Origin of the sequence: Streptosporangium sp. NPDC023615 (assembly GCF_040640155.1) — a bacterium.
Lineage (GTDB): Bacteria > Actinomycetota > Actinomycetes > Streptosporangiales > Streptosporangiaceae > Streptosporangium.
The window spans coordinates 24,704-47,562 of sequence record NZ_JBFABE010000014.1 but is presented as its reverse complement, the minus strand read 5'-3'; the positions used below and the strand labels follow the sequence as shown (position 1 = coordinate 47,562).

The following is a 22,859-nucleotide window of genomic DNA, read 5'->3' as shown; positions in this document are numbered from 1 at the left end:
TCCCTCAGGAGGCGCCGCCGGCCCCGCCGGCCGAGAACCGTACCCTGGCGTCGCGGGGCGCCTCGGGGTCAGGGGATGACTCGGGGGGAGCCGCTCGCCACCCCCCATGGCCGGCGCGGTTCGTGTCAGCGGCCGAACCAGCGGCGCCTCCCGGCGCCCCGGTAGCGGATGCGGACCTTGCCGAAGCCGAGCCTGCCGGTCACCCGCACATGCAGCAGGCCCGGCCTCGCCACCGCCGGAACCTCGGACGACACGCCGCCCCACTCGCAGTTCGTCCCGTCGGTGTCGGCGCTGGCGCCCGGTGGCAGCGTGATGTGGGCGGAACCGTACGTCAGGTGGAGATCCAGGGTGATCTCCAGGTGGTCGATCTCCGCCTCGGTCAGGTCCAGGCGCGGGTCGCCGAACTCGGACTCGATCCGCAGCACCCGGGGCACCCGCCACCGGCCGGTACGCACGATCTTGCCCGCCGTGGAGGTCAGGGTCACCACCTCGTCGGCGCGTTCGGGCAGGTCGGCCGTCAACGTGGCCAGGTCGCCGTGCGACACGGCGGTCAGGGCGCGTTCGACGCGCGACTCCATCTCCTCCGAGGCCAGGCGGCCGTCGGCGTACGCCCGCTGGAGGCGTAGGACGATCGTCTCCCGGTCCTGGTGGGAAGCACGAGCTTCTGGATCCATGCACTCACCTTTCCGATGTTCACAACATATTGGGTGATTGCCACCCTTGAGGTGTGGGCGGCGACGACCACGTCGTCCCGGCCGGGGACCCGGCCGCCGCGCCGCACGCCCGTCAGAGCCCGGTGTCGACGGCTCTGCCACGCCGAGGATCGCGGTCAAGACCACCTGGCCGGCCGTCGGGCGGCAGGAGGTGCGCCGGGGGACGGCGACCCGGCCATGGAACGTCGCCGCCGTGTCGGCGCCCGATGGCGTATCAGCGGCCGCGTCAGTGCGGTGACGGCCCGATGTCAGCGCGGTCGGCGATGGTGAACGCCGTGAGCGGTCCGGAGGGTGCGGCCTCGGGACCGCGCGAAGAACCTACCGTCGTGAGATGAGGAACCGTCATGGGTGAATCCCTCCACACCGTCGCCACGATGCCGGCCGCGCGCCGGCCCGGTTGCCCCTTCGATCCTCCGGCGGAGCTGGTCGAGGCCCGCGAGCACGGCCCGATCAGCCGCCTCCCCTTCCCCGACGGGCACCAGGGCTGGCTGGTCACCGGGTACGACCTGGTCCGGTCGGTCCTGGCCGACCCGCGGTTCAGCTCCCGCAAGGAGCTCATGCGCCACCACCCGCTGATCGACTACGGCGAGATCGAGGTCCCTCCGGCGCCGCCCGGCGAGTTCCTGCTGATGGACGAGCCGCGGCACGGCCGCTACCGCAAGCCGCTCGTGGGCAAGTTCACCGTGAGACGGATGCGCCAGCTCACCGAGCGCGTCGAGCAGGTCACCACCGAGCACCTGGACGCGATGGAGAAGGCCGGGCCCTCGGCGGACCTGGTGACCGCGTTCGCCAGGCCCATCCCGTCGGTCATCATCTGCGAGCTGCTGGGCGTCCCGTACGAGGACCGCGGCTCCTTCCAGGACAACATCGACACATTCCTCGGCGGGGAGGTCGACGACGAGGAACTGATCGCGGCCTATGTCGCGACCCAGGGCTACCTCGCCGAGCTGGTGGCCGCCAAGCGCGCGAACCCCACCGACGACATCCTCAGCGACCTGCTCGACGGCGACCTGACCGACGAGGAGCTTCAGGGAATGGCCCTGCTCCTGCTGTCGGCCGGGTTCGACACCACCGCGAACATGCTCGCGCTGGGCACCTTCGCCCTGCTGAGCAACCCCGGGCAGCTCGCCGCGTGGCGCGCCGACCCCGGGCTCACCGAGGGCGCCGTCGAGGAGTTGCTGCGCTACCTGACCGTCGCCAAGCAGTTCCACAGGGTCGCGCTGGAGGACGTGGAGCTGGGCGGCCGGACCGTCGAGGCCGGTACGACGGTCATCCTGTCGTACAACACCGCCAACCGCGATCCAGAGCGCTTCACCGACCCGCACACGCTCGACCTGCGCAGGCAGGAGGGCGGGCACCTGGCGTTCGGCCACGGCGTCCACCAGTGCCTGGGCCAGCAGCTCGCCCGCGTCGAGCTGCGCGTCGCCCTGCCCGCGCTGCTCGGCCGCTTCCCCACGCTGCGCCTGGCCGTAGGTGCCGAGGAGGTCGCCCTGCGCCCGGAGACCGCCGACATCTACGGGATCAAGAGCCTCCCGGTCACCTGGGACACGTGACCGGGAACCTGCGACGGGTCGGGACGCCTGCCGCGCCGTGACTCTCAGGACACGAGCTCACCGTCCAGGTACGCGCGGAACTCCCTGACCTGGACGGCGGTCCCGTACGGCTCAAGGCGGTCGGAGAACGTCCTGATGCGTCCGACCAGCCGGGACGAGGTCAGCGATCTGGCCATGGGGATCGTCGCCCGCACCGAGTCGACGGCCCGCTCCAGCTCGCCCATGCCGAGGTACGCCTCGGCGGCGCTCACCCGGCTGAGCTGAGCCGAGCGGGAGCGGCGCTCGTCGTACTCGCGCAGCGCCGTTTCCGCGCAGACGGCCGCCCGCCGGTACTCGCCGAGAAGGGACCAGCAGATGCCCGCCTCGGCGACGGGCTCGGTCGGCTCGAACCAGTCGGTCCACGCCGGGTCGCGGTCGGTGACGCCCCGGGCATAGACCCGCTCGACCTCCGCGAGCAGGTGCTCGACCCGTTTGGCGGCATGACCGTCCCCGGGGTCGCTCATGTTCACCTGCAGTGCCGTCGCCCACGCCTCCCTGCTCAGCAACCAGGCCGTGACGCGCGGCGGGGCCTGGCCCCGATGGCCCGCGTCCACGGCGGCCCGCGCCAGCCGTACCGCCCAGGCGGGCTGCTCCAGATAGATCGCCTGGAGTGTCATCGTCGTCAGCACCCAGGCACCGGTCAGCGCGTCGCCTCCGGCCTTGGCCAGGGTGAGCGCCTGACCGAAGTAGTGCTGGGCCTGCCCGTGACGTCCCAGGTCGAAGGCCGTCCACCCCGCCTGGAGGGTCATCCCCGCAGCGGCGGTCATCAGCGCGGCCCCGACCGTGTCGTCGTAACGGCCCCGGAGCATCGGGGCCACCGTGCTGTGCAGGTAGTCCACCACGGCGGGCCGCACCATCCCCGCGCCGAACCGGTGGTCCATCTGCGCGAACGCCTGCCGCGCCTCGACGACGCGCCGGACGTCCGACATGCCCACCGCCGTCCCCGACCCCTGGTAGGCCGCCGACGTGCTCGGAGTGCCGTAGCTCCACTCCGACAGCCATCCGCCCAGCGCGGCGGGCACGAACGGCAACGCGGCCAGCACATGACGCCGTTCCGGATCCACGTCGCACCTCCACAGTCGCCCGGCCGCCTCGACGGTAGCCCCGAGCGAGAAGTCGCTGAAGTCCGGAAGCAGCCAGGCTTCCGTATCGACCGGGGCCCTGCCCTCGATCCACCGTTCGACCTCGGCCGGGTCCACCCCGAACACCTGCGCCATCCGCGCCCGGTACACCGGCCGGATCTCCTGGCGGCCCCGCTCCCACCGGCTCCACGTCGTCGCCGACACCCATAGAGCCGCCGCGATCTCGTCCTGGCTCATACCCATCCGCCGGCGAGCGCGCATCAGCTCCGGACGCCCCTCACCACGACCCGTCCCGCCCACGACGACCTCCATCACCCAGAGCAGCGAATCATCAACTCATTGTCAACAGGCCCGGCTTCAGAGGCACGCCCAACCGCGGAAACGACCAGGGAACGACCAGTCGGCAGGACGATCCTCACGGCGGACGGCGGCGATCGCCCTTCGGTATGACAGGCGCGAGGTGTCGTGACGTCTGCGCCGCGACCTGGCCGCCGCCCGGACCATGGCGTTTCCTTCTCGCACGGTCACCGAAAGCGATGGAGTACGCACATGTGGTCAAGATCACCCGGTTCGGCGGACTCACCCGGAATCCCGGGTGTCCGGAAAAGCTCGGGCGTCCCCCGCGAGGGGATCACCATCACCAGTACGGGCGACCCGCGGGAGGCGCTCGGCGAGGTCGGCATGCTGGTGGCGGTCCTGCGTGCGGGTTCGGCCTCCCGCCTGGCCCGCACGGTCGTCCGCGAGGTGCTGTCGGCCGAGGGCGTACCGGGCGAGGACGTCGCCGACACCGAGGCGATCGCGGCCGAGCTGGCCGCCAACGCCGAGCGGCACGCCCGCCCGCCGTACGAGATGCGCGTCTTCAGCCTGGCGGGCGTCCCGGCGTGGTGTGAGTTCGTGGACGGCGACCCCGACCCGGGGTGGATTCCCGCGCTCCTCGGTTCCCTGCGCCCGCGGGCCGAGCCGGACCCGCTGGCGGAGAGCGGCCGGGGACTGCTCCTGGTGCGGGAGCTGTCGCGGGGACACTGCCGCGTCTACGCCACGGCGGCCTTCACGACCGGCGTACCGGCCAAGGCCGTCGCCTTCGCCCTTCCCACCCGCTGGGGCACCCGCATCACCTGCCCGCCGCTCCTGCACCTGGGCCGCCGCTCGGCCCGCCTGTGGCGAAACCCGTGAGAGTGGCGGTACCCGTCACGGGGCGAGCGTGATCTCGGCCAGTTCGCGCCAGTCCTCCCGCTGGCCGGCGCGGGCCGCCTCGGTGAAGGCGGTCTCGCCGAGACGGTCCCGGGCGTCCGCGGCGATCCTGGAGGCGTCCGGCAGCGAGCGATCCGGGGTGCCGCGCACGACGTCGCTCGCCGCGAGCAGCCGCACGGCCCGCTCGTGCTCCCCCCGGCGCAGCGCGAGGTCCGCGGTCCCGACCAGCACCTCGGCGACCAGCGGCGGGTACCCGTACTCCACGGCCACGCGGAACGCCTCGCTCCGGTACGCGCGGGCCTCGTCGAGGTCCTCGGTGAGGTAGCCGCGCAGGTTCATGGCCCTGACGTCGAAGGTGTCGTCGTCGCCCGGCGTCGCCCCTGCCGTGGCCAGGTGCCGGTGTGCCGCCTCCGGTTCGCCGCGCCAGCACGCCAGTTGCGCCTCCGAGAGCGCCAGCTCGACGAGCGTGTCCGGCCAGGTGATCCCGCCCGCCCGTCGCCGCGCGTCCGCCATGACCGACGCGGCGGCCCGTTCGTCGCCGAGCAGCCAGTGAAGCTGGGCCTGTCGCGCCCGCAGGGTGACCAGGTCCTCGGTGGCGCCCACCTCGGCCAGCGCCGTGACCGCCTCCTCGTAGTGCTCGCAGGCGCGCGCGAACTCGCCGCGCATGGCGAGCCGGTCGGCCAGGAAGGTCAGCGCCATCGAGATCCCCCACCGGTCGCCCAGCGTGCGGAACTCGGCGAGGGCGATCTCGACGTCTGCGTCCACGTCGGTCTCGTCGCCGCCGAGCGTGAGCCGCAACCGGCCGTGGGTGAGCCTGGCCTGCGCGCGCACCCATGGATCGCCGCCGGCCATGAGCGGCTCGAACGCGGGAAAGAACTGCGTCGGTTCCCGCAGCATCCGCTCCAGCGGCTCGACGAACCCGAGCAGCGGGTTGCGGTACCCGCCGCGCCGGAGGAGCCGGTGCGCCTCCTGGATCCACTCCCGCGCCCGGTACTGGTCGCCCGATCCGGAGGTCACGAACACCGTCACGATGGTGTACGCCATCGCCCGTGTCTCGTCGGGCACCTCTCCGGGCAGCGAGGCCGCCGCGATGCTCAGCTCGGTGCCCTCGTTCCTGTGCCCGCTGAGGAACCAGTACCAGCCCGCGGCCGCGGCCAGCCGCATCGCCTCCGTGGCCCATCCCTCGGCGATCGCCCCGCGCAGGGCCGCGCCGATGTCGTCGTGCTCGGCCTGGAGCACCGACAGCCATCGCAGTTGCCCGGCCCGGCGCAGGTACGGATCGGCCGTCTCGGCCAGCTCGGTGACATGGGCCAGATGGGCCCGGCGCGCCGGCTCGATCTCCCCGGCCTCGGCGAGCCGGTAGGCCGCGTACTCCCTGACGGTGCCGAGCATGCGGTAGCGCGGCGCGTCCCCGCCGTCGGCGACCAGCAGCGACTTCTCGATCAGCGCGGTCAGCACGTCGAGCACCCGCTCCGCACCGGGCACGCCGGGGGTGCCGAAGGCGGCGCCCCCGCACACCCGTTCGGCCGCCTCCAGGCTCGCCCCGCCGGAGAACACCGACAGCCGCCGCAGCACGGCGCGTTCGGCCTCGGTCAGCAGGTCCCAGCTCCAGTCCACGACCGCGCGCAGCGTCCTGTGCCGGGGCAGCGCCGTACGGCTGCCACCGGTCAGCAGGGCGAACCGGTCGTCGAGCCGGCGCGCGAGCTGGTCGACGGACATGGTGCGCAGCCGTGCCGCGGCCAGTTCGATCGCCAGCGGCATCCCGTCGAGCGCCCGGCAGATCCGCGCCATGGCCGCCAGCGTGCGCGCGTCGGAGCCGACGTCCTTGCGCACCAGCTCCGCGCGGTCGCGCAGCAGCCGCACCGCGGGCGAGGACCCGGCCTCGGCGGGATCCGCCCCGCTCGCGGGCAGCGCGAGCGGCTCGACCTGCCACAGCACCTCCCCGGTGATGCCGAGCGGTTCCCTGCTCGTGGCCAGGACCCGCAGCCTCCGGCACTCCCCCAGGAGCCGGTCCGCGAAGGCCGCGGCCTCCTCGATCACGTGCTCGCAGTTGTCCAGGACCAGCAGGGGCGCGCGCTCCCGGACCGCGGCGACGAGCCGGTCCATCGGCTCCCCGCCCCGCGCGCCGCCGGGCAGCGCCTGGTCACGCAGGCCCATCGCGGTGAGGGCGGCCCGCGCCAGGTCGCCGCCCGCGCGCACCGAGGCCAGCTCGATCAGCCAGGCCCCGTCCGGCAGTTCGGCGAGCATCGTCCGCGCGGCCTCCGTGGCCAGCCTCGTCTTGCCGGAGCCGCCGGGCCCCGTCAGGGTGACCAGCCGGTGCCCGGCGGCCAGGGCGGCGACCGCGGAGACGTCGTCGTCCCTGCCGACGAGACTCGTCAGCTCGGCGCGCAGGTTCGTCCTGCGGTTCCCGGCGCGCTCACCCGGCTCACCCCGCAGCAGGGCGGTGTGCAGCGCGGAGAGCTCGGCCGACGGATCGGCGCCCAGCTCCTCGGCCAGCCGCTCGCGCGTCCGCCGGTACACGGCGAGCGCCTCGGTCCCGCGCCCCGCCTCGGCGAGGGCCCGCATCAGGGCCGCGGCGAACCCCTCCCGCAGCGGGTACGCGGCGACCAGCCCGGTCAGCTCCGAGACCAGCTCCGGGCCGCGGCCGAGGCGGATGTCCGCGTCCACCCGGTCCACGAGCGCGGCGACGCGGAGCTCGTCCAGCCGCGCGACCGCGGCGTCGAACGCGTCGCTGTCGCGCGGGGCGATGTCCGCCATGGCCGTACCGCGCCACAGCGCCAGGGCCGAGCGCAGCAGGTCCGCCCGCTCCGCGAGCCCCCCGGGCCCCCCGGGCCCCCCGGAGGCGGCGGGCTTCGTGGCGCGGGCCCGTCCGACCAGGTGCTCGAACCGGCACACGTCCACGGCGTCGGGGGCGACGGCCAGCCGGTAGCCACCGGAGTCCGCCTCGATCACGCCGTCCGGCAGCGCCCTGCGCAGCCTGGACACCAGCGCCTGCAGGGCGTTCGCCGCGTCCGCGGGCGGCCGTCGCCCCCAGATCCAGTCCACCAGCCTCGCACGCGTGAGGCTCCGGCCGGGTTCGAGGGCGAGCGCGGCCAGCAGCGCGCGCAGCCGGACGCCGGGAACCTCCACGACGGCCCCGTCGAGGTCGCGGACCTCCAACGGCCCGAGCAGTTCAACTCGCACATCGGCCATTGTGCCGAAGGACGGAAGGACACGGGTCCGCCGGCCTTCGCCCCGTACGCCTCGCATCCGGCAGCGCCCGGCGGCGCCGGGCGGCGCCGGGCCACGTTCCGGGGACGACGTCCCGTGACCGGCCACGGGACGTCGCGCGCCCGCCCGGTGCCGAGGAAGGACGCCCGGCGCCTTCGGTCCCGGGACAAAGGAGTGGAAAAGATCCCCCGAAGCGGGTGATAGTGATCCGATGGCAGAAGCATCGGGAGACGGGAACGCGCCCTCACCGCCGTTGTGGCGGGACCGGAACTTCGGGATCTTCTGGGTCTCCCAGACCCTCTCCGTCGCCGGGGACACGTTCGCCTACATCGCCGTCCCGCTGCTGGTCCTGCACGTGACCGGTTCGGTCGCGCAGATGGGGCTGCTGACGGGCCTGGCCGGTGCCGCGTCGGTGGGGGCCGGGGTCTTCGCGGGAGTCCTGGTCGACCGGTTCGACCGGCGGACCCTGCTGATCTGCTGCGACCTGGCCCGCCTGGTGCTGTACGGGCTCATCCCGCTGGCCTGGGCGTTCGGCCCCCAGATCTGGCTGCTGTACGTGGTGCTGCCGATCGGCGAGGCGGTCGGCATGGTCTTCCAGGTCACCTACGTGACCGCGGTGCGCAACCTGGTCGGGAGCGACCGCGTCACCGAGGCCAACGGCCGGTTGTACGCGACCGCGGCCGCGGCCGGTCTCGGCGGCCCGCTGCTCGCCGGGGTGGTGTCGGGGCAGTTCGGGCCGACCGCGGCGATCGCCGTCAACGCGGTGAGCTTCGCGCTGTCGGCGGCGGGCCTGTTCTTCGTCCGGTTCAGGAAGGTCGAGACCACCGGAGCCACCGGAGCCACCGGAGCCACCGGGGCCGCCGGGGCCGCCGCGCCCGTGCCGGAGCGCCAGAGGCCCTGGCAGGAGTTGTCGGCCGGTGCCCGGTTCCTCTGGCGGCACCCGGTGCTGCGCTCCCTGACGATCCTGCTGTCCTTCTTCATCTTCTTCACGCTCGGGATGACCGACGTGCTGATCTACCACCTCAAGCACGACCTGGGCCGCTCCGACGGCACCGTCGGCACGGTCCTCGCGATCGCCGCGACCGGGACGATCGCCGGGGCCCTGCTCGTGGCGCCCGTCCGCCGCAGGCTCGGGTTCGGCGTCACCTGGATCGGCGCCATCTCCGTCAGCGCGCTCGCCCTGGCGTGCGTCGGCCTCTCCGGCAGCGTCCCGGTGGTCGCCGCCCTGATGGCCGTCTATCTCTGCGGCGTCAGCGTGGCCGGGATCTGCTCGATGTCCCTGCGCCAGCAGGTCACCCCGGACCATCTGCTGGGCCGTGTCACCTCGGCGTTCTGGACGATCCACTTCTCCCTCGGCCCGGTGGGCGCGGCGGCGCTGACCTGGGGCGCGGGAGAGTACGGTGTCGCCGCGACCTGTCTCGTCGCCGGCACCGCCTGCCTGCTGATCGCGATGACCGCGCTCCTGACCCCCATCCGCCGCTCCACCCCCGAGACCCCCGAGACCCCCGAGACCCCCGAGACCCCCGGGGACACGGCACCGGCCACCTCGTGACCCGCGGCCGTGGAACGGATGTCACAGAGACCGGACCCGTCCCGTCCTTGTCACGTGAACGGTGACGAGGCCCTCGCGGCCGAGTTCGAGGCCATGCGGCCGCGGCTGGTCGGCGTGGCCTACGGGCTGCTCGGCAGTCTCGACGAGGCCGAGGACGTGGTGCAGGACGCCTGGTTCCGGCTGGGCAGGATCCGGCGGGCGGAGATCGAGGACGTCACGGGCTGGCTGGTGGTCACGGTCTCCAGGCTCGCGCTGGACGTGCTGCGCTCGGCGCGCGTACGCCGCGAGGAGTACGTCGGGCCGTGGCTGCCGGAACCGGTGGTGACCGACGGCGACCCGGCCGACCGGGTGACGCTGGACGAGTCGATGAGCCTGGCCATGCTGGTGGTGCTGGAGTCGCTCAGCCCGGCCGAGCGCACCTCCTTCGTGCTGCACGACGTGTTCGGGCTGCCGTTCGAGGAGGTGGCGCGGGCGGTCGGGCGGTCGGCCGCCGCGTGCCGGCAGCTCGCCGCCCGCGCCCGCGGGCACGTCGCGGCGCGGGCGCCCCGCTTCGAGGTCGACGAGACCGAGCACCGCAGGGTGGTCGAGGCGTTCGCGCGGTTCGCCCGGGACGGCGAGGGCGACCTCGCCGCGCTGACGCTGCTGCTCGACCCGGACGTGGTGCTGCGCAGCGACGGCGGCGGCGTGGTGGGGGCGGCCCGGCGGCCGATCCACGGCGCCGACCGGGTGGCACGCTTCGTGCTGGGGGTGGCCGGGAAGTACGACCACCGCGACAGCGTCCTGACGTCCGCCACGGTCAACGGCCGGGCCGGGCTGCTTCGGACGCGGAACGGGACGATCGGCGCCGTCTACGGGCTGAGCGTGTCCGAGGGCCGGATCACCGAGATCGACATCGTCATGAACCCGGAGAAACTAAGGAGTGTCCGATGAAGCAGCGGATGAACGTCGCCGAGCTCGCCCCCGAGGCGTACCGGGCCATGCAGGCGCTGGAGAGGTACACGGCCTCCAGCGACCTGCCGCACGCCACCCGGGAACTGGTGAAGATCAGGGTCAGCCAGATCAACGGCTGCGGCTTCTGCGTGGACATGCACTGCCATGACGCCAAGGCCGCGGGCGAGAGCGACGAGCGGCTGTACGCGGTGGCGGCCTGGCGGGAGACGCCCTTCTTCACCGAGGCCGAGCGGGCGGCCCTCGCCCTGGCCGAGGAGGCCACCCGCCTGAGCGACCGCGGCGAGACCGTGCCGGACGGGGTGTGGGCGGAGGCCGAGCGGCACTACGAGCCCGAGACACTCGCCGCGCTGGTCGTGACGATCTCCACGATCAACGCGTGGAACCGGATCGCCGTCAGCACGCGCGCGGTCCCGGGAACGCTCCGCGGCCGGACCGCCTGACCGATCGGGCCGGGTGCCCGTCTCACACGAGGGCGTCGGGCACCCCTTCCCCGTCGCCGAGGACGGCCGGGTCCCGCAGGGAGCCGGCGTGCAGCGTCTTGAGGATCGTCAGGACGCGCTCGGCGTCGGTGAGCAGGCTCCCGGTGGCGGCCCAGCCCTTCGGCTGGTCCAGGCTGCCGGTGCGCACCTCCTCGGTCATCTGCTCCTGGATCGCGTCGGCCCGCTCCAGCGCGACGGAGATCAGCGCGCTCAGCCGCGCGGGTTCGTCCGCGATGCGCATCCGGGCCCGTAGCGCCCGGGCGAGCAGGTCGAGCAGCTCGGCGTAGTCGCGCCCGAACTCCCGGCTGATCCACGGCGGGTCGTCGTGCGGGCGCTGCCGCTGGGCGGTGTGCGCCAGCGCCCGCACCAGGGCGTGCAGGTGCACGCCGATCTCGCTCATCGCCGTCAGCAGCCGCTGGTAGTCGTCCCCCTCGGGGATGCGGGCGCCGCGCAGGTTGTAGCGGCGGCTCTCGGCCCCGTCGGCGATGGCCGAGGCGGCCCGTGCCAGGTGCTCGTCCAGCCGCCGGGCCTGCTGCTGCCAGTCGGGCAGGTCCGACAGGTCGCAGCCCTCGCGCATGCCGCCGGCCACGTTCTCCAGCAGGGTGGCGGCCTCCCCGCTCAGGCGGCGCACCGCCTCGCGCGGGCGGCGGTAGTACAGCGGGGGCCAGAGCACCGCGTTGACCAGCGCGCCGCAGACGGCTCCGACCCCGGTGGCCACCACGTAGGCCAGCAGGTACCGCTCCTGGGAGGCGGCGCCGAACGACAGCATCAGCACCGCGGTGGTCGCCACGTCGGTGCCGTGGCGGCCCATCCGGTGCCAGCGCGCCGCGACCAGCGCGGGCGGCACGACCAGGAGCAGGCTCAGCGCGGTGAGCCCGATCAGGTGGCCGACGCTACCGGCCAGTATCACCCCGGCGGCGACCGCGGACACCCGCCGTACCCCGTTGGTGAGGGTCTGGTACACGGTCGCGTGCACCATGATGACGGCGGTGGCGGGGGCGATCCACACGGTCTCGCGCGGCAGGAGACGGTCGGCCAGGAACCAGGCCAGCGCCGCCGCCAGGGTCGCCTTGGCGATCTGCCGGAGCTCGAAGCGCTGCTCGGAGTCGCGCTCGGCCAGCCCCGTCACCTGTTCGCGGATGTACCGCGCCTCTCGCCGGACCGCGGCGCGCAGCCGGTCCGTACCCAGATCAACCATGCCCCGACGATCACGTAATGATCATCGTTTGGCAAACCACGGGCATCGTCAGCGCCGTTCCGCCTCATGATGCGGCGTTCACTTAATGGTCATGCCCTTGTGCGGCGTAAGTCCTGAACATGCGGGCACACCGGTTATGTCGGATCGTCCGGCTACGGCGAAAAGATGACGTACGGGTGATTCGTTGCACTCCCTGAACCGGTACCGGGGCGTCGCGCCGCCGCCCTCCCCCACCCGCGGCGTGAGCCGTACCGCCACCCGCGAAGAACAAGGAGTGTCGATGTCGGACATAACTCCCGCGCCGGACGGCCTCGGCCGCCGCGTCGCCCTCAACCGTGAACGCCTCGGCCTGACCCGCGAGGAACTCGCCGAACGCAGTGGCATCCCCCCGACCTCGGTGGAGTACATCGAGGAGAACCCGGTCGGCGTCACCGACGGCGCGCTGTCGCACCTCGCCGACGCACTGGACACCACGCGCGGCGACCTGCTCGCCGGGGACCTGGAACGGCCCCTGGACCACGAGCCGCCCCCGCCGAAGGATCTCGCGCCGGAGGAGTGCATGCGGCTCATCGCCCCCGGCGGCGTCGGCAGGGTCGCCTTCGACGGCCCGGCGGGACCGGCCGTGCTCCCGGTCAACTACCGGGTGCACGACGGTGTGATCGTCTTCCGCACGCGATCCGGCGGTCCGATGGACCAGGACCTGCGCACCGGCACCGAAGGCGTCGAGATGAAGATCGGCTTCGAGGTGGACCGGATCGACGAGACCCGGCGGGAGGGGTGGAGCGTGCTCGTCCAGGGCCCCGTCCACCACGTCTCGCCCGAGGAACTGCCCTCGGTGGCGGGCCTGGGGGTGGAGCCCTGGGCGGGCGGCGAACGGGACCTCTACGTCAGGATCGCCCCCAGCCGGATCACCGGCCGCCGCATCCTCGCCTCCTGAGGCGTTCCGCCCGGGACCGTGACGCCCTGTGAAGGGACGGGCCGGGGCGGCGAGCCGGAGGCCGGCCCGGGACGGGGCGCGGGCGGGCCGAGACCGGCAGAGACCGGCCCGGGACGGACGAGGGCCCCCGCGGGATCACCGCGGGGGCCCTCGACGACGCGCGGCACGGGGCCGCGCCGAGCCGGACCGGTGACCGACCGGACCGGCGAGCGGCGGGACTAGTAGATCGGACGCGAGGAGGAGCGCAGCCGCTCCAGGGCCTCGGCCAGGATCTGCGCGCCGTCCTTGTCGCTGCGGCGCTCCTTCACGTACGCGAGGTGCGTCTTGTACGGCTCGTTGCGCGGCGGGGCGGGCGGGTTGGCCTCGTCCTGACCGGCGGGGAGGCCACACCGGGGGCAGTCCCAGAACTCGGGAACGGCCGCGTCGCTCGCGAAGCTGGGGCGCGTCTCGTGCATGTTCGCGCACCAGAACGGCACCCGGACACGGGGGGCCGCCTCGCCGCGCTCCGCCTCTCCCATCGGGCCGGCACCCACACGGCTGCCACGGATCGCGTTGCCACTACCCACGGATGAACTCCTTGCTCGATGGCCCCGCCGCTTGGGGATGCGGGGACTGAACCACTGTCACGCCTGTTGAATCGGGGTCAGGGCCGCAGGAGCAGGCCCAGCGCGATGATGCAGACAAACCAGAGCACACCGGTGATGACGGTGAGCCTGTCGAGGTTGCGCTCCACCACCGAGGAACTGCCGAACGAGGACGAGAAGCCGCCGCCGAACAGATCCGAGAGGCCACCGCCCTTGCCCTTGCGGAGCAGGATGAGCAGCATCATCAGCAGGCTCGACAGCATGAGGGCGATGGAGATTCCGATTGTCACCGTTGACCTGTTCCTGTGTGCGCGTGGCCCGCGTCCGGGCACGACCCTGGTGTGACGCCGAGGCGTGACGATTCAAACTTGCTCTAAGAGGGTATGACGTGATGTCAAGTCGTACCCTCCGAATGGCTCAGTCAGTTCGACAATTCGCCAAAACGGCAAATCTTGACGAACTCCCCGGGGTCGAGGCTCGCCCCGCCGATCAGGGCACCGTCGACATCAGGCTGCGCCATGATGCCCGCGATGTTGTCGCCCTTGACCGACCCACCGTAAAGGATACGGACACCGGCGGCCACCTGCGCGTCGTACAGCTCGGCGAGTCGCGACCTGAGGGCGCCACAGACCTCCTGGGCGTCGTCGGGGGTGGCGACCTCGCCGGTGCCGATCGCCCACACCGGCTCGTAGGCGAGCACGACGGACGCGACCTGCTCGGCGGTGACCTTGCGGAGCGCCCCCTCGAGCTGGGCGAGGCTGAAGGCCACCTGACCGCCCTGCCGGCGCACGTCCAGGCCCTCTCCCAGGCACAGGATGGGGGTGAGCGAGTGCCGGTAGGCCGCGTGCACCTTGGCGTTGACGACGTCGTCGTCCTCGCGGTGGTACTGGCGGCGCTCGGAGTGGCCGATGGTGACGAAGGTGCAGCCGAGCTTGGCGAGCATCGCGCCGGAGATCTCTCCGGTGTAGGCCCCGCCGTCGTACGCGGACAGGTCCTGCCCGCCGTACGTGATCCGCAGCTTGTCACCGTCCACCAGCGTCTGCACGCTGCGCAGGTCCGTGAAGGGCGGCAGCACGGCCACCTCGACCCGGTCGAAGTCCTTGTCGTTGAGGGCGAAGGCGAGCTTCTGGGTGTGGGCGATGGCCTCGAGGTGGTTGAGGTTCATCTTCCAGTTGCCGGCCATCAGCGGCTTGCGGACTGTCGTCATCGGGTGCCTGCTTCCGGGTTCACTTCTGCTCCTCCAGGGCCACGAGGCCGGGGAGGGTCTTGCCCTCCAGGTACTCCAGGCTGGCCCCGCCGCCGGTGGAGATGTGCGAGAAGCCGTCCTCGGGCAGGCCGAGCTGGCGCACGGCCGCGGCCGAGTCCCCCCCGCCGACGACCGTGAAGGCCTCCGAACCGATCAACGCCTCGGCGACCGCGCGGGTTCCCCCGGAGAACGCCTCGAACTCGAAGACGCCCATCGGGCCGTTCCAGAACACGGTCCCGGCGTCGGCCAGCTTGCCCGCGAACAGCTCGCGGGTGCGCGGGCCGATGTCGAGCCCCTCGCGGTCGGCCGGGATCGCGGTGGCGTCGACCACCTCGTACTCGGCGTCCTCGGCGAACTCGACGGCCGCCAGCACGTCGACCGGCAGGACGAGCTCCACGCCGCGCTCGGCCGCCTCGTCGAGGAAGCCGCGCACCTGCTCGATCTGGTCCTCCTGGAGCAGCGACCCGCCCACCTCGTAGCCCTGGGCCTTCAGGAAGGTGTAGGCCATGCCGCCGCCGATGAGGAGCCGGTCGACCTTGGTCAGCAGGTTGCCGATGACCCCGAGCTTGTCGGAGACCTTGGCACCGCCCAGCACCACGACGTAGGGCCGCTCGGCGTCGTCGGTCAGCTTCCTGAGCACGTCGACCTCGGCCAGCACCAGCGTGCCCGCGGCGTGCGGCAGCAGGCCCGGCACGTCGTGGACGCTGGCGTGCTTGCGGTGCACCGCGCCGAAGCCGTCACCGACGTACAGGTCGGCGAACGCGGCCAGCCTCCCGGCGAACGCGGCCCGCGCGGCGTCGTCCTTGGACTCCTCGCCGGGCTCGAAGCGCAGGTTCTCCAGCAGGGCCACCTGGCCGTCCTGGAGGCCGTCCACGACCGCCTGGGCGGACTCCCCGACCACGTCGGTCGCGAAGGCGACCTCGGCCTCCAGGAGCTCTCCCAGCCTCTTCGCCACCGGGGCAAGGGAGAACTCAGGGTTGGGCTTGCCCTTGGGGCGGCCCAGGTGCGCGACGACGATCACGCGGGCGCCGCGACCGGTCAGGTCCTTGATCGTCGGCACCGAGGCGCGGATGCGGCCGTCGTCGGTGATGACGTCCCCCTCCAGGGGGACGTTGAGGTCGGCGCGCACCAGGACGCGCCGACCCGTCACGTCGAACTCGGTGATGTCCTTCATCGCAGGTCGGCGCCGACCAGCTCGATGAGGTCCACCAGGCGGTTGGAGTAGCCCCACTCGTTGTCGTACCAGCCGACGACCTTGACCTGGTTGCCGATGACCTTGGTCAGGCCCGAGTCGAAGATGCAGGAGGAGGGGTCGGTGACGATGTCGGAGGAGACGATCGGGTCCTCGGTGTAGGTGAGGTAGCCCTTGAGCGGGCCCTCGGCGGCGGCCTTGAGCGCGGCGTTGACCTCCTCGACGGTGGTCTCGCGGCCGACCTCGACGGTGAGGTCGGTGGCCGAGCCCGTGGGGATCGGCACGCGCAGCGCGAAGCCGTCGAGCTTGCCCTTGAGCTCGGGCAGCACCAGGCCGATGGCCTTGGCGGCGCCGGTGGAGGTCGGCACGATGTTCAGCGCGGCGGCGCGGGCGCGGCGCAGGTCGCTGTGCGGGCCGTCCTGCAGGTTCTGGTCCTGCGTGTAGGCGTGGATGGTGGTCATCAGACCCTTCTCGATACCGAAGGTGTCGTTGATGACCTTGGCCATCGGGGCCAGGCAGTTGGTGGTGCAGGAGGCGTTGGAGATCACCGTGTGGGCGGCCGGGTCGTAGGTGTCGTGGTTGACGCCCATGACGACGGTGACGTCCTCGTTCTTGGCCGGGGCCGAGATGATGACCTTCTTGGCGCCGTTCTCGGCGTGCACGCGGGCCTTGTTGGCGTCGGTGAAGAAGCCGGTGGACTCCACCACGACGTCGACGCCCAGGTCGCCCCAGGGCAGCTTGGCCGGGTCGCGCTCGGCGAAGGCCTTGATGGTCTTGCCGTCGACGATGATCTCGTCGGCGGTGCTCTTCACCTCGTACGGCAGGCGGCCGAGGATGCTGTCGTACTTCAGAAGGTGAGCGAGGGTGGCGTTGTCGGTCAGGTCGTTGACCGCGACGATCTCGATGTCCTTGCCGCTGGCAGCGACCGCACGCCAGAAGTTGCGGCCGATACGGCCGAATCCGTTGACGCCTACGCGGATGGTCACGGTGCCGATCTCCTCGTACGTCGGTGCGCCGATCCGGGGACCGGCGACTGGGGGTGGCTTGAAACCTCAAACACGAACCCTATCGGACCCAAATTGGTGTAGACCACTGGAGGGGTGGGGTGCGTTCTTCCTTAACCCATGAGTAGGTATCGCACCGTTCAAGTGAAGTGCCCGACTCGTCACTGTGCATGCCTCCGACCTCGGGAAGCCCTGCCGTGACGGGCGTGATCCATACCCGGCGGAACTCCCGCCGGGGCCGTCCCCGAGGGCGCCCCCGGGTCCCCGCCCCGGCCCCGGGGCCCTCTCCCCGGGATGCCCCGCGATGCTCCCGGATGCCCCTCGGACGTCCCGATGCCCCCGGGACCCCTTCCCCGGACCGTCCGCGTCCCCGTCAGGGGGCCAGCATGTCCACGGTGAGGTTGGCCTCGGTGTTGGGGATGCCGATGTCCTGGGCGCGCTTGTCGGCCATGGCGAGCAGGCGGCGGATGCGCCCGGCGATGGCGTCCTTGGTCAGCGGCGGGTCGGCGAGCTGGCCCAGCTCCTCCAGGGAGGCCTGCTTGTGCTCCACCCGCAGGCGCCCGGCGACCACCAGGTGCTCGGGGGCCTCCTCGCCGAGGATCTCCAGGGCCCGCTGGACCCTGGCCCCGGCGGCGACCGCGGCGCGGGCCGAGCGGCGCAGGTTGGCGTCGTCGAAGTTGGCCAGCCGGTTGGCCGTGGCCCGGAACTCCCGGCGCATCCGCCGGTCCTCCCAGGCCAGCACGCTGTCGTGGGCGCCCAGCCGGGTCAGCAGCGCGCCGATCGCGTCGCCGTCGCGCACCACCACCCGGTCCACGCCGCGCACCTCCCTGGCCTTGGCGTGGATCTTGAGGCGCCGGGCCGAGCCGACCAGCGCCAGCGCCGCCTCGGGCCCGGGGCAGGTGACCTCCAGCGACATCGAACGGCCCGGCTCGGTGAGCGAGCCGTGCGCCAGGAACGCCCCCCGCCAGGCGGCCTCGGCGTCGCACGTCGCCCCCGCGACGACCTGGCGGGGCAGCCCGCGCACCGGGCGGCCGTGGTTGTCGATCAGCCCGGTCTGGCGGGCGAGGGCCTCCCCGTCGCGGTAGACCCGCACGAGGTAGCGCGAGCCCTTGCGCAGTCCGGCCGGGGCCAGCACGAGCACCTCGGCCTTGTGCCCGAAGACCTCGCCGATGTCCTTGATGAGCCGCCGGGCGGTGACGTTGGTGTCGAGCTCGGCCTCGATCACGATCCGCCCGCTCACCAGGTGCAGCCCGCTCGCGAACCGCAGCAGCGTCGACACCTCGGCCTTACGGCAGCACGGCTTCAGCACCGGAAGCCTGCTCAGCTCGTCCTTGACCACACCGGTCATCGCCATGCGCGTTCGTCCTCCCCCATACAGACCCCTTGCGGCCCGAGATGAATCGGGCTCACAGAAGTTTCTCGCACTCCTGAGCACCGCTGACCAGGATCAACGCTTCTCACGGAAAATCTCGTCCAGGACGGAGGCAAGACGTTGCGCATCATGTCGCGGGGAGCCGTCCTCGTCGGCCACCGGCGCGAGGACCAGCCGGCCGCCCAGCTCGGCGGCGGCCTTGGCCAGGGCGTCGCGGTCGTCGGTCACCCCGGTGTCGGCGACGACCACGTCCACCGCCAGCGAGGCGGCGTGCTGGCGAAGCACCTCCAGGTGCTTCTGGGGGGAGAAGCCGTCGGTCTCGCCCGCCTGGGGGGCGAGGTTCAGCGTGACCAGGCGGCGCGCGCGGGTGGCCAGCAGCGCCTCGGCCAGCTCGGGCACCATCAGGTGGGGCAGCACGCTGGTGAACCACGAGCCGGGGCCGAACACCACCCAGTCGGCGTCCAGGACCGCCTCGACCGCCTCGCGGCAGGCCGGCGGGTCCTTCGGGAGCAGCGAGATGGCCCGCACCCGGCCGGGGGTGAGCGCGCAGGCCACCTGGCCGCGCACCGTGCTCACCCGGCCGTCCAGCTCCACCTCGGCGGCGATGTCCAGCGGCACCGACGACATCGGCAGCACCCGTCCGTGCGCGCCCAGCAGCCGCCCGAGCCAGTCGAGCCCGGCGACCGTGTCGCCCAGCCGCTCCCACAGCGCCACGATCAGCAGGTTGCCGACCGTGTGGCCGTGCAGGTCGCCGTCGCTGCGGAAGCGGTGCTGGACGACCTCGCTCCAGGTGTGCCCCCACTCGTCCTCGTCGCACAGGGCGGCCAGGGCCATGCGCAGGTCCCCGGGAGGCAGCACGCCGAGCTCACGGCGCAGCCGCCCGCTGGACCCCCCGTCGTCGGCCACCGTGACCACCGCCGTCAGACGGGAGGTGACCCTCCGCAACGCCGACAGCGAGGCGTACAGCCCGTGTCCCCCGCCCAGTGCGACGACCTTGAGACCCTCATCGTTCACTCCCGGCCCACATCCCGATGGCTCACCTGCACCTCCATGCCACCTCGGTCCCGCAGCCGCCCGCCGATCTGCTCGGCCATGGCGACGCTGCGGTGCTTGCCGCCGGTGCAGCCGACGGCGAGCGTGGCGTAGCTCTTGCCCTCGCGGGTGTAGCCCGAGGCGATGATGGAGACCACCTCCTCGTAGGCGTCGAGGAGTTCCTTCGCACCCGCTTGGTTGAGAACGTACTCCCGTACGGGAGCGTCCAGGCCGTTCATGGGGCGCAGTTCCGGAACCCAGTGCGGGTTCGGCAGGAAGCGGCAGTCGACGACCAGGTCCGCGTCGACGGGCAGGCCGTACTTGAAGCCGAAGGAGACGACGTTGACCCGCAGGCCGGGGCGGTCCTCCCCGCCGAAGAAGGCGACGATCTTCCCGCGGAGCTCGTGCACGTTGAGGTTGGAGGTGTCGATCACCAGATCGGCGTTGGCCCGGACCTCGCGCAGGATGCCGCGCTCGCGGGCGATGCCGTCGACCAGGCGGCCGTCGCCCTGCAGGGGGTGCGGGCGGCGGACGTTCTCGAACCTGCGGACCAGCTCCTCGTCGCTGGCCTCCAGGAACACCACGCGCACGGCGACGCCGCGCCCCTCCAGCTCCTCGATCGCGCTGTTGAGGTCGCTGGTGAAGGCCAGGCTGCGCACGTCGACGACCGCCGCCACCTTGTCGGCGGCCAGCTTGACCCGTCCGGCCTCCTCGGCCATGGCGAACAGCAGCCCCGGCGGCAGGTTGTCGATGACGAACCAGCCCAGATCCTCCAGGGCCTTGGCCGCCGTGCTCCTCCCCGCCCCGGACATGCCGGTGACCAGGACGAACGCTGACTCTCTCTCGCTCATGGGTGCTGCCCCTTCAAGGCCGACACGATCGTCTCGGCCGTCGACGGGCCGATTCCGGGAACCTCGCGGATCTGCTCCGCGGTCGCCTCACGCAGCCGTTTCACCGATCCGAAATGCTTGATCAGCGCCTGTCTGCGGGCCGGGCCGAGGCCGGGGACCTCGTCCAGGGCGCTTTCCGTGACACTCTTCGACCTCTTGGCTCGATGGTAGGTGATGGCAAAGCGGTGGGCCTCGTCGCGTACCCGCTGAAGGAGGTAAAGGGCCTCGCTGGAGCGGGCGAGGATCACCGGGAGGTCCTCGCCGGGCAGCCAGACCTCCTCCAGGCGCTTGGCCAGGCCGCACACGGCCACGTCGTCGATCCCCAGCTCGTCGAGGGCCCGCCGGGCCGCCGCGGCCTGCGCGGGGCCGCCGTCGACCACGACCAGGTTCGGCGGGTACGCGAACCTGCGCGGCTTCCCCGTCTCCGGGTCGATGCCCGGCGCCCGCCCGCCCCCCTCCTGTTCGGTCCCGTCCGGCCCGGCCCCGGCGTCGAGCTCCCCGATCTCGGAGCGTTCCTGCAGGTAGCGCTTGAACCGGCGGGAGATCACCTCGTATATGGAGGCGACGTCGCCCTCGGTGGAGCGCACGGAGAAGCGGCGGTACTCGCTCTTGCGGGCCAGGCCGTCCTCGAAGACCACCATGGAGGCCACCACGTCGGTGCCCTGGATGTGGGAGACGTCGTAGCACTCGATGCGCAGCGGGGCCTGGTCCAGGTCGAGGGCGTCGGCGACCTCCTGCAGCGCCTTGCTCCGCGAGGTCAGGTCACCGGCCCGCCTGAGCTTGTGCTGCTTGAGCGACTCGGCCGCGTTGCGCTCGACGGTCTCCATCAGCGACCGCTTGTCGCCGCGCTGCGGGACCCTGATCTCCACCCGGGCGCCGCGGTGCTCGCAGAGCAGCTCGGTGACCGCCGCGGCGTCGGGCGGCAGGACGGGCACCAGCACCTCCCTGGGCAGGGCCTCGGCGGCGGCGTCCCCGTACATCTGCAGCAGGAACTGCTCGACCAGCTCCCCCGGGGTGACCTCGCCGACCTTGTCGACCACCCAGCCACGCTGGCCCCTGATGCGCCCGCCACGGACGTAGAACACCTGGACGGCGGCCTCCAGCGGGTCCTCGGCCAGCGCGATCACGTCGCAGTCGGTGGTGTCGCCGAGGACCACGGCCTGCTTCTCCATGGCGCGCTGGAGCGCCTGGACGTCGTCGCGCAGCCTGGCCGCCCGCTCGTACTCCTGCTCGACGGCGGCCTGGCGCATCTCGCGCTCCAGGCGCTTGACGAACCGGCCGGTGTTGCCCGCCATGAACTCGCAGAAGTCGTCGGCCAGGGCGCGGTGCTCGGCGGCGCTGACCCGGCCGACACAGGGGGCCGAGCACTTGTCGATGTAACCCAGCAGGCAGGGGCGGCCGATCTGCTCGGCGCGCCTGAACACGCCGGTGGAGCAGCTCCTGATCGGGAAGACCCGGAGCAGCAGGTCCACGGTCTCCCTGATCGCCCAGGCGTGCGAGTAGGGGCCGAAGTAGCGGGTGCCCTTGCGCTTGGCCCCGCGCAGCACCTGGACGCGGGGGAACTCCTCGCCCATGGTGACCGCGAGGTAGGGGTAGGACTTGTCGTCGCGGTACTTGACGTTGAAGTGCGGGTCGTACTCCTTGATCCAGGAGTATTCGAGCTGGAGCGCCTCGACCTCGGTGCCGACGACCGTCCAGTCGACGGCCGTGGCGGTCGTGAGCATCGTCTGGGTCCGCTGGTGCAGGCCCGCGAAGTCCGCGAAGTAGGAGTTCAGCCGCTGGCGGAGGTTCTTCGCCTTGCCGACGTAGACGACCCTGCCCGCGGCGTCCTTGAACCGGTAGACGCCGGGAGACTCGGGGATCGACCCCGGCTTGGGCCGGAAACCGGCCGGACCACCCACAGATCTCGCCACACCAAGAGCCTATCGGCCCCGACCGACAGGTTTCCTTGCGAAAACGGCCCCCGCCTCTCCCCGCGGGGAAGGGGTGGCGGCGCGGGCCCCGCGACCGGGGACGCCCTCCCCGGCGGCGAGACCTGCGACGAGGGGTCAGGCCAGCGTGATGGAGTCGCCGTCCACTTTGATCGACTTCTCCGGCAGCGGCTTGTCCGCGGGACCGTCGACCACCGAACCATCCGTGATCTTGAACTTGCTGCCGTGGCAGGCGCAGTCGATGGTGCCGCCGGCCACCTTGTCGACGTCACACCCTCGGTGGGTGCAGGCGGAGCTGAACGCCTTGAACTCACCGGCGGTGGGCTGGGTGATCACGAGCTGCTGGTCCTTGAAGATCTTGCCACCGCCCTCGGGGATGTCGGTGGTCTTGGCCAGCGCCTCGGCGCCGGAGTCGGCGCCCGCCCCCGCCCCGGTGTCCGCGCTCTTCTCCGGGGCCTGCGAGGCGGCGGTCGACGAGGCCTCACCGCCCTCGGCGGCCGGCTCCCCGTAACCCGCGCAGGCGGTCAGCACAGCCGCCATACCCGCTCCACCGGCACCGAATATCACCGTACGACGCGTCGTCTCGGTCATGTGTCTCCTCCAGGATCGTCATGTTCAGGTACGGCCAGCGCCCCGATGACGGTTCAGCATGCCGTACATCGCATCAGGAGACTGTGAAGAAATACCTCCTCGGCCGGGTCCG

At 72.3% G+C, this 22,859-nt stretch carries 20 protein-coding genes; 6 read left to right on the top strand and 14 right to left on the bottom strand.

Annotation, left to right across the window (positions count from 1 at the left end):
- Positions 1-125: 125 nt before the first annotated feature.
- On the bottom strand, positions 126-674 hold the full coding sequence (locus AB0G16_RS13670; protein WP_362803664.1) for a DUF1707 domain-containing protein: 549 nt from the start codon (positions 672-674) through the stop codon (positions 126-128).
- Between the two features lie 383 nt (positions 675-1,057).
- On the opposite strand from AB0G16_RS13670, the gene AB0G16_RS13665 reads away from it, so the two are divergent.
- Positions 1,058-2,266, top strand: coding sequence for a cytochrome P450 (locus AB0G16_RS13665; protein WP_362803661.1), 1,209 nt, complete (start codon positions 1,058-1,060; stop codon positions 2,264-2,266).
- A gap of 44 nt (positions 2,267-2,310) precedes the next feature.
- Here the strand turns inward: AB0G16_RS13665 and AB0G16_RS13660 are convergent, their stop codons facing one another.
- The gene (locus AB0G16_RS13660; RefSeq protein WP_362803910.1) at positions 2,311-3,648 is read right to left on the bottom strand and encodes a helix-turn-helix transcriptional regulator; all 1,338 of its coding nucleotides are present in this window, start codon (positions 3,646-3,648) and stop codon (positions 2,311-2,313) included.
- Positions 3,649-3,936: 288 nt separating this feature from the next.
- Here AB0G16_RS13660 and AB0G16_RS13655 point away from each other — a divergent pair, with 288 nt between their 5' ends.
- Complete coding sequence (locus tag AB0G16_RS13655; protein WP_362803659.1) at positions 3,937-4,560, top strand: ATP-binding protein; 624 nt, start codon at positions 3,937-3,939, stop codon at positions 4,558-4,560.
- A gap of 15 nt (positions 4,561-4,575) precedes the next feature.
- Here the strand turns inward: AB0G16_RS13655 and AB0G16_RS13650 are convergent, their stop codons facing one another.
- Entirely contained in the window at positions 4,576-7,770 is a 3,195-nt protein-coding gene (locus tag AB0G16_RS13650) for a BTAD domain-containing putative transcriptional regulator (RefSeq protein WP_362803656.1), read from the bottom strand.
- 229 nt (positions 7,771-7,999) lie between these two features.
- Here AB0G16_RS13650 and AB0G16_RS13645 point away from each other — a divergent pair, with 229 nt between their 5' ends.
- Genes AB0G16_RS13645 through AB0G16_RS13635 form a run of 3 tightly spaced genes read left to right on the top strand, consistent with a single transcriptional unit; the run spans position 8,000 to position 10,731 of the window.
- Complete coding sequence (locus AB0G16_RS13645; RefSeq protein ID WP_362803653.1) at positions 8,000-9,340, top strand: MFS transporter; 1,341 nt, start codon at positions 8,000-8,002, stop codon at positions 9,338-9,340.
- A gap of 54 nt (positions 9,341-9,394) precedes the next feature.
- Entirely contained in the window at positions 9,395-10,270 is an 876-nt protein-coding gene (gene sigJ / locus AB0G16_RS13640; RefSeq protein ID WP_362803650.1) for an RNA polymerase sigma factor SigJ, read from the top strand.
- The gene (locus AB0G16_RS13635; protein WP_362803648.1) at positions 10,267-10,731 is read left to right on the top strand and encodes a carboxymuconolactone decarboxylase family protein; all 465 of its coding nucleotides are present in this window, start codon (positions 10,267-10,269) and stop codon (positions 10,729-10,731) included. Before sigJ ends, AB0G16_RS13635 begins: the two co-directional genes overlap by 4 nt.
- Before the next feature lie 22 nt (positions 10,732-10,753).
- On the opposite strand, the gene AB0G16_RS13630 is transcribed toward AB0G16_RS13635, so the two are convergent.
- Positions 10,754-11,968 (bottom strand): aromatic acid exporter family protein, encoded by a 1,215-nt coding sequence (locus AB0G16_RS13630; protein WP_362803645.1) that lies wholly within the window; start codon positions 11,966-11,968, stop codon positions 10,754-10,756.
- Between the two features lie 280 nt (positions 11,969-12,248).
- Between AB0G16_RS13630 and AB0G16_RS13625 the strand changes: the two genes are divergently transcribed.
- Positions 12,249-12,905: a pyridoxamine 5'-phosphate oxidase family protein gene (locus tag AB0G16_RS13625; protein ID WP_362803642.1), complete on the top strand. Its 657-nt coding sequence runs from the start codon at positions 12,249-12,251 to the stop codon at positions 12,903-12,905.
- 218 nt (positions 12,906-13,123) lie between these two features.
- On the opposite strand, the gene AB0G16_RS13620 is transcribed toward AB0G16_RS13625, so the two are convergent.
- The 10 genes from AB0G16_RS13620 to AB0G16_RS13575 form a co-directional block, all read right to left on the bottom strand.
- Positions 13,124-13,471, bottom strand: coding sequence for an RNA polymerase-binding protein RbpA (locus AB0G16_RS13620; protein WP_012892502.1), 348 nt, complete (start codon positions 13,469-13,471; stop codon positions 13,124-13,126).
- A 77-nt stretch (positions 13,472-13,548) separates the two neighbouring features.
- On the bottom strand, positions 13,549-13,779 hold the full coding sequence (gene secG / locus AB0G16_RS13615) for a preprotein translocase subunit SecG (protein WP_362803639.1): 231 nt from the start codon (positions 13,777-13,779) through the stop codon (positions 13,549-13,551).
- 131 nt (positions 13,780-13,910) lie between these two features.
- The gene (gene tpiA, locus AB0G16_RS13610) at positions 13,911-14,696 is read right to left on the bottom strand and encodes a triose-phosphate isomerase (protein WP_362803636.1); all 786 of its coding nucleotides are present in this window, start codon (positions 14,694-14,696) and stop codon (positions 13,911-13,913) included.
- 19 nt (positions 14,697-14,715) lie between these two features.
- Positions 14,716-15,909 carry a phosphoglycerate kinase gene (locus AB0G16_RS13605; protein WP_362803633.1) on the bottom strand — a complete coding sequence of 398 codons (1,194 nt, stop codon included), beginning with the start codon at positions 15,907-15,909 and terminating at the stop codon, positions 14,716-14,718.
- Entirely contained in the window at positions 15,906-16,913 is a 1,008-nt protein-coding gene (gene gap, locus AB0G16_RS13600; protein WP_362803630.1) for a type I glyceraldehyde-3-phosphate dehydrogenase, read from the bottom strand. The genes AB0G16_RS13605 and gap overlap by 4 nt, the downstream gene beginning before the upstream one ends.
- A gap of 391 nt (positions 16,914-17,304) precedes the next feature.
- Complete coding sequence (whiA, locus tag AB0G16_RS13595; RefSeq protein WP_362803627.1) at positions 17,305-18,285, bottom strand: DNA-binding protein WhiA; 981 nt, start codon at positions 18,283-18,285, stop codon at positions 17,305-17,307.
- A 93-nt stretch (positions 18,286-18,378) separates the two neighbouring features.
- A complete protein-coding gene (yvcK, locus tag AB0G16_RS13590) occupies positions 18,379-19,317 on the bottom strand; it encodes a uridine diphosphate-N-acetylglucosamine-binding protein YvcK (protein ID WP_362803624.1) in 939 nt (312 codons plus the stop codon).
- Positions 19,314-20,186: an RNase adapter RapZ gene (gene rapZ / locus AB0G16_RS13585; RefSeq protein WP_362803621.1), complete on the bottom strand. Its 873-nt coding sequence runs from the start codon at positions 20,184-20,186 to the stop codon at positions 19,314-19,316. The genes yvcK and rapZ overlap by 4 nt, the downstream gene beginning before the upstream one ends.
- A complete protein-coding gene (uvrC, locus tag AB0G16_RS13580; RefSeq protein ID WP_362803907.1) occupies positions 20,183-22,126 on the bottom strand; it encodes an excinuclease ABC subunit UvrC in 1,944 nt (647 codons plus the stop codon). Before uvrC ends, rapZ begins: the two co-directional genes overlap by 4 nt.
- A gap of 147 nt (positions 22,127-22,273) precedes the next feature.
- A complete protein-coding gene (locus AB0G16_RS13575) occupies positions 22,274-22,696 on the bottom strand; it encodes a Rieske (2Fe-2S) protein (RefSeq protein ID WP_362803618.1) in 423 nt (140 codons plus the stop codon).
- Between the last annotated feature and the right edge of the window lie 163 nt (positions 22,697-22,859).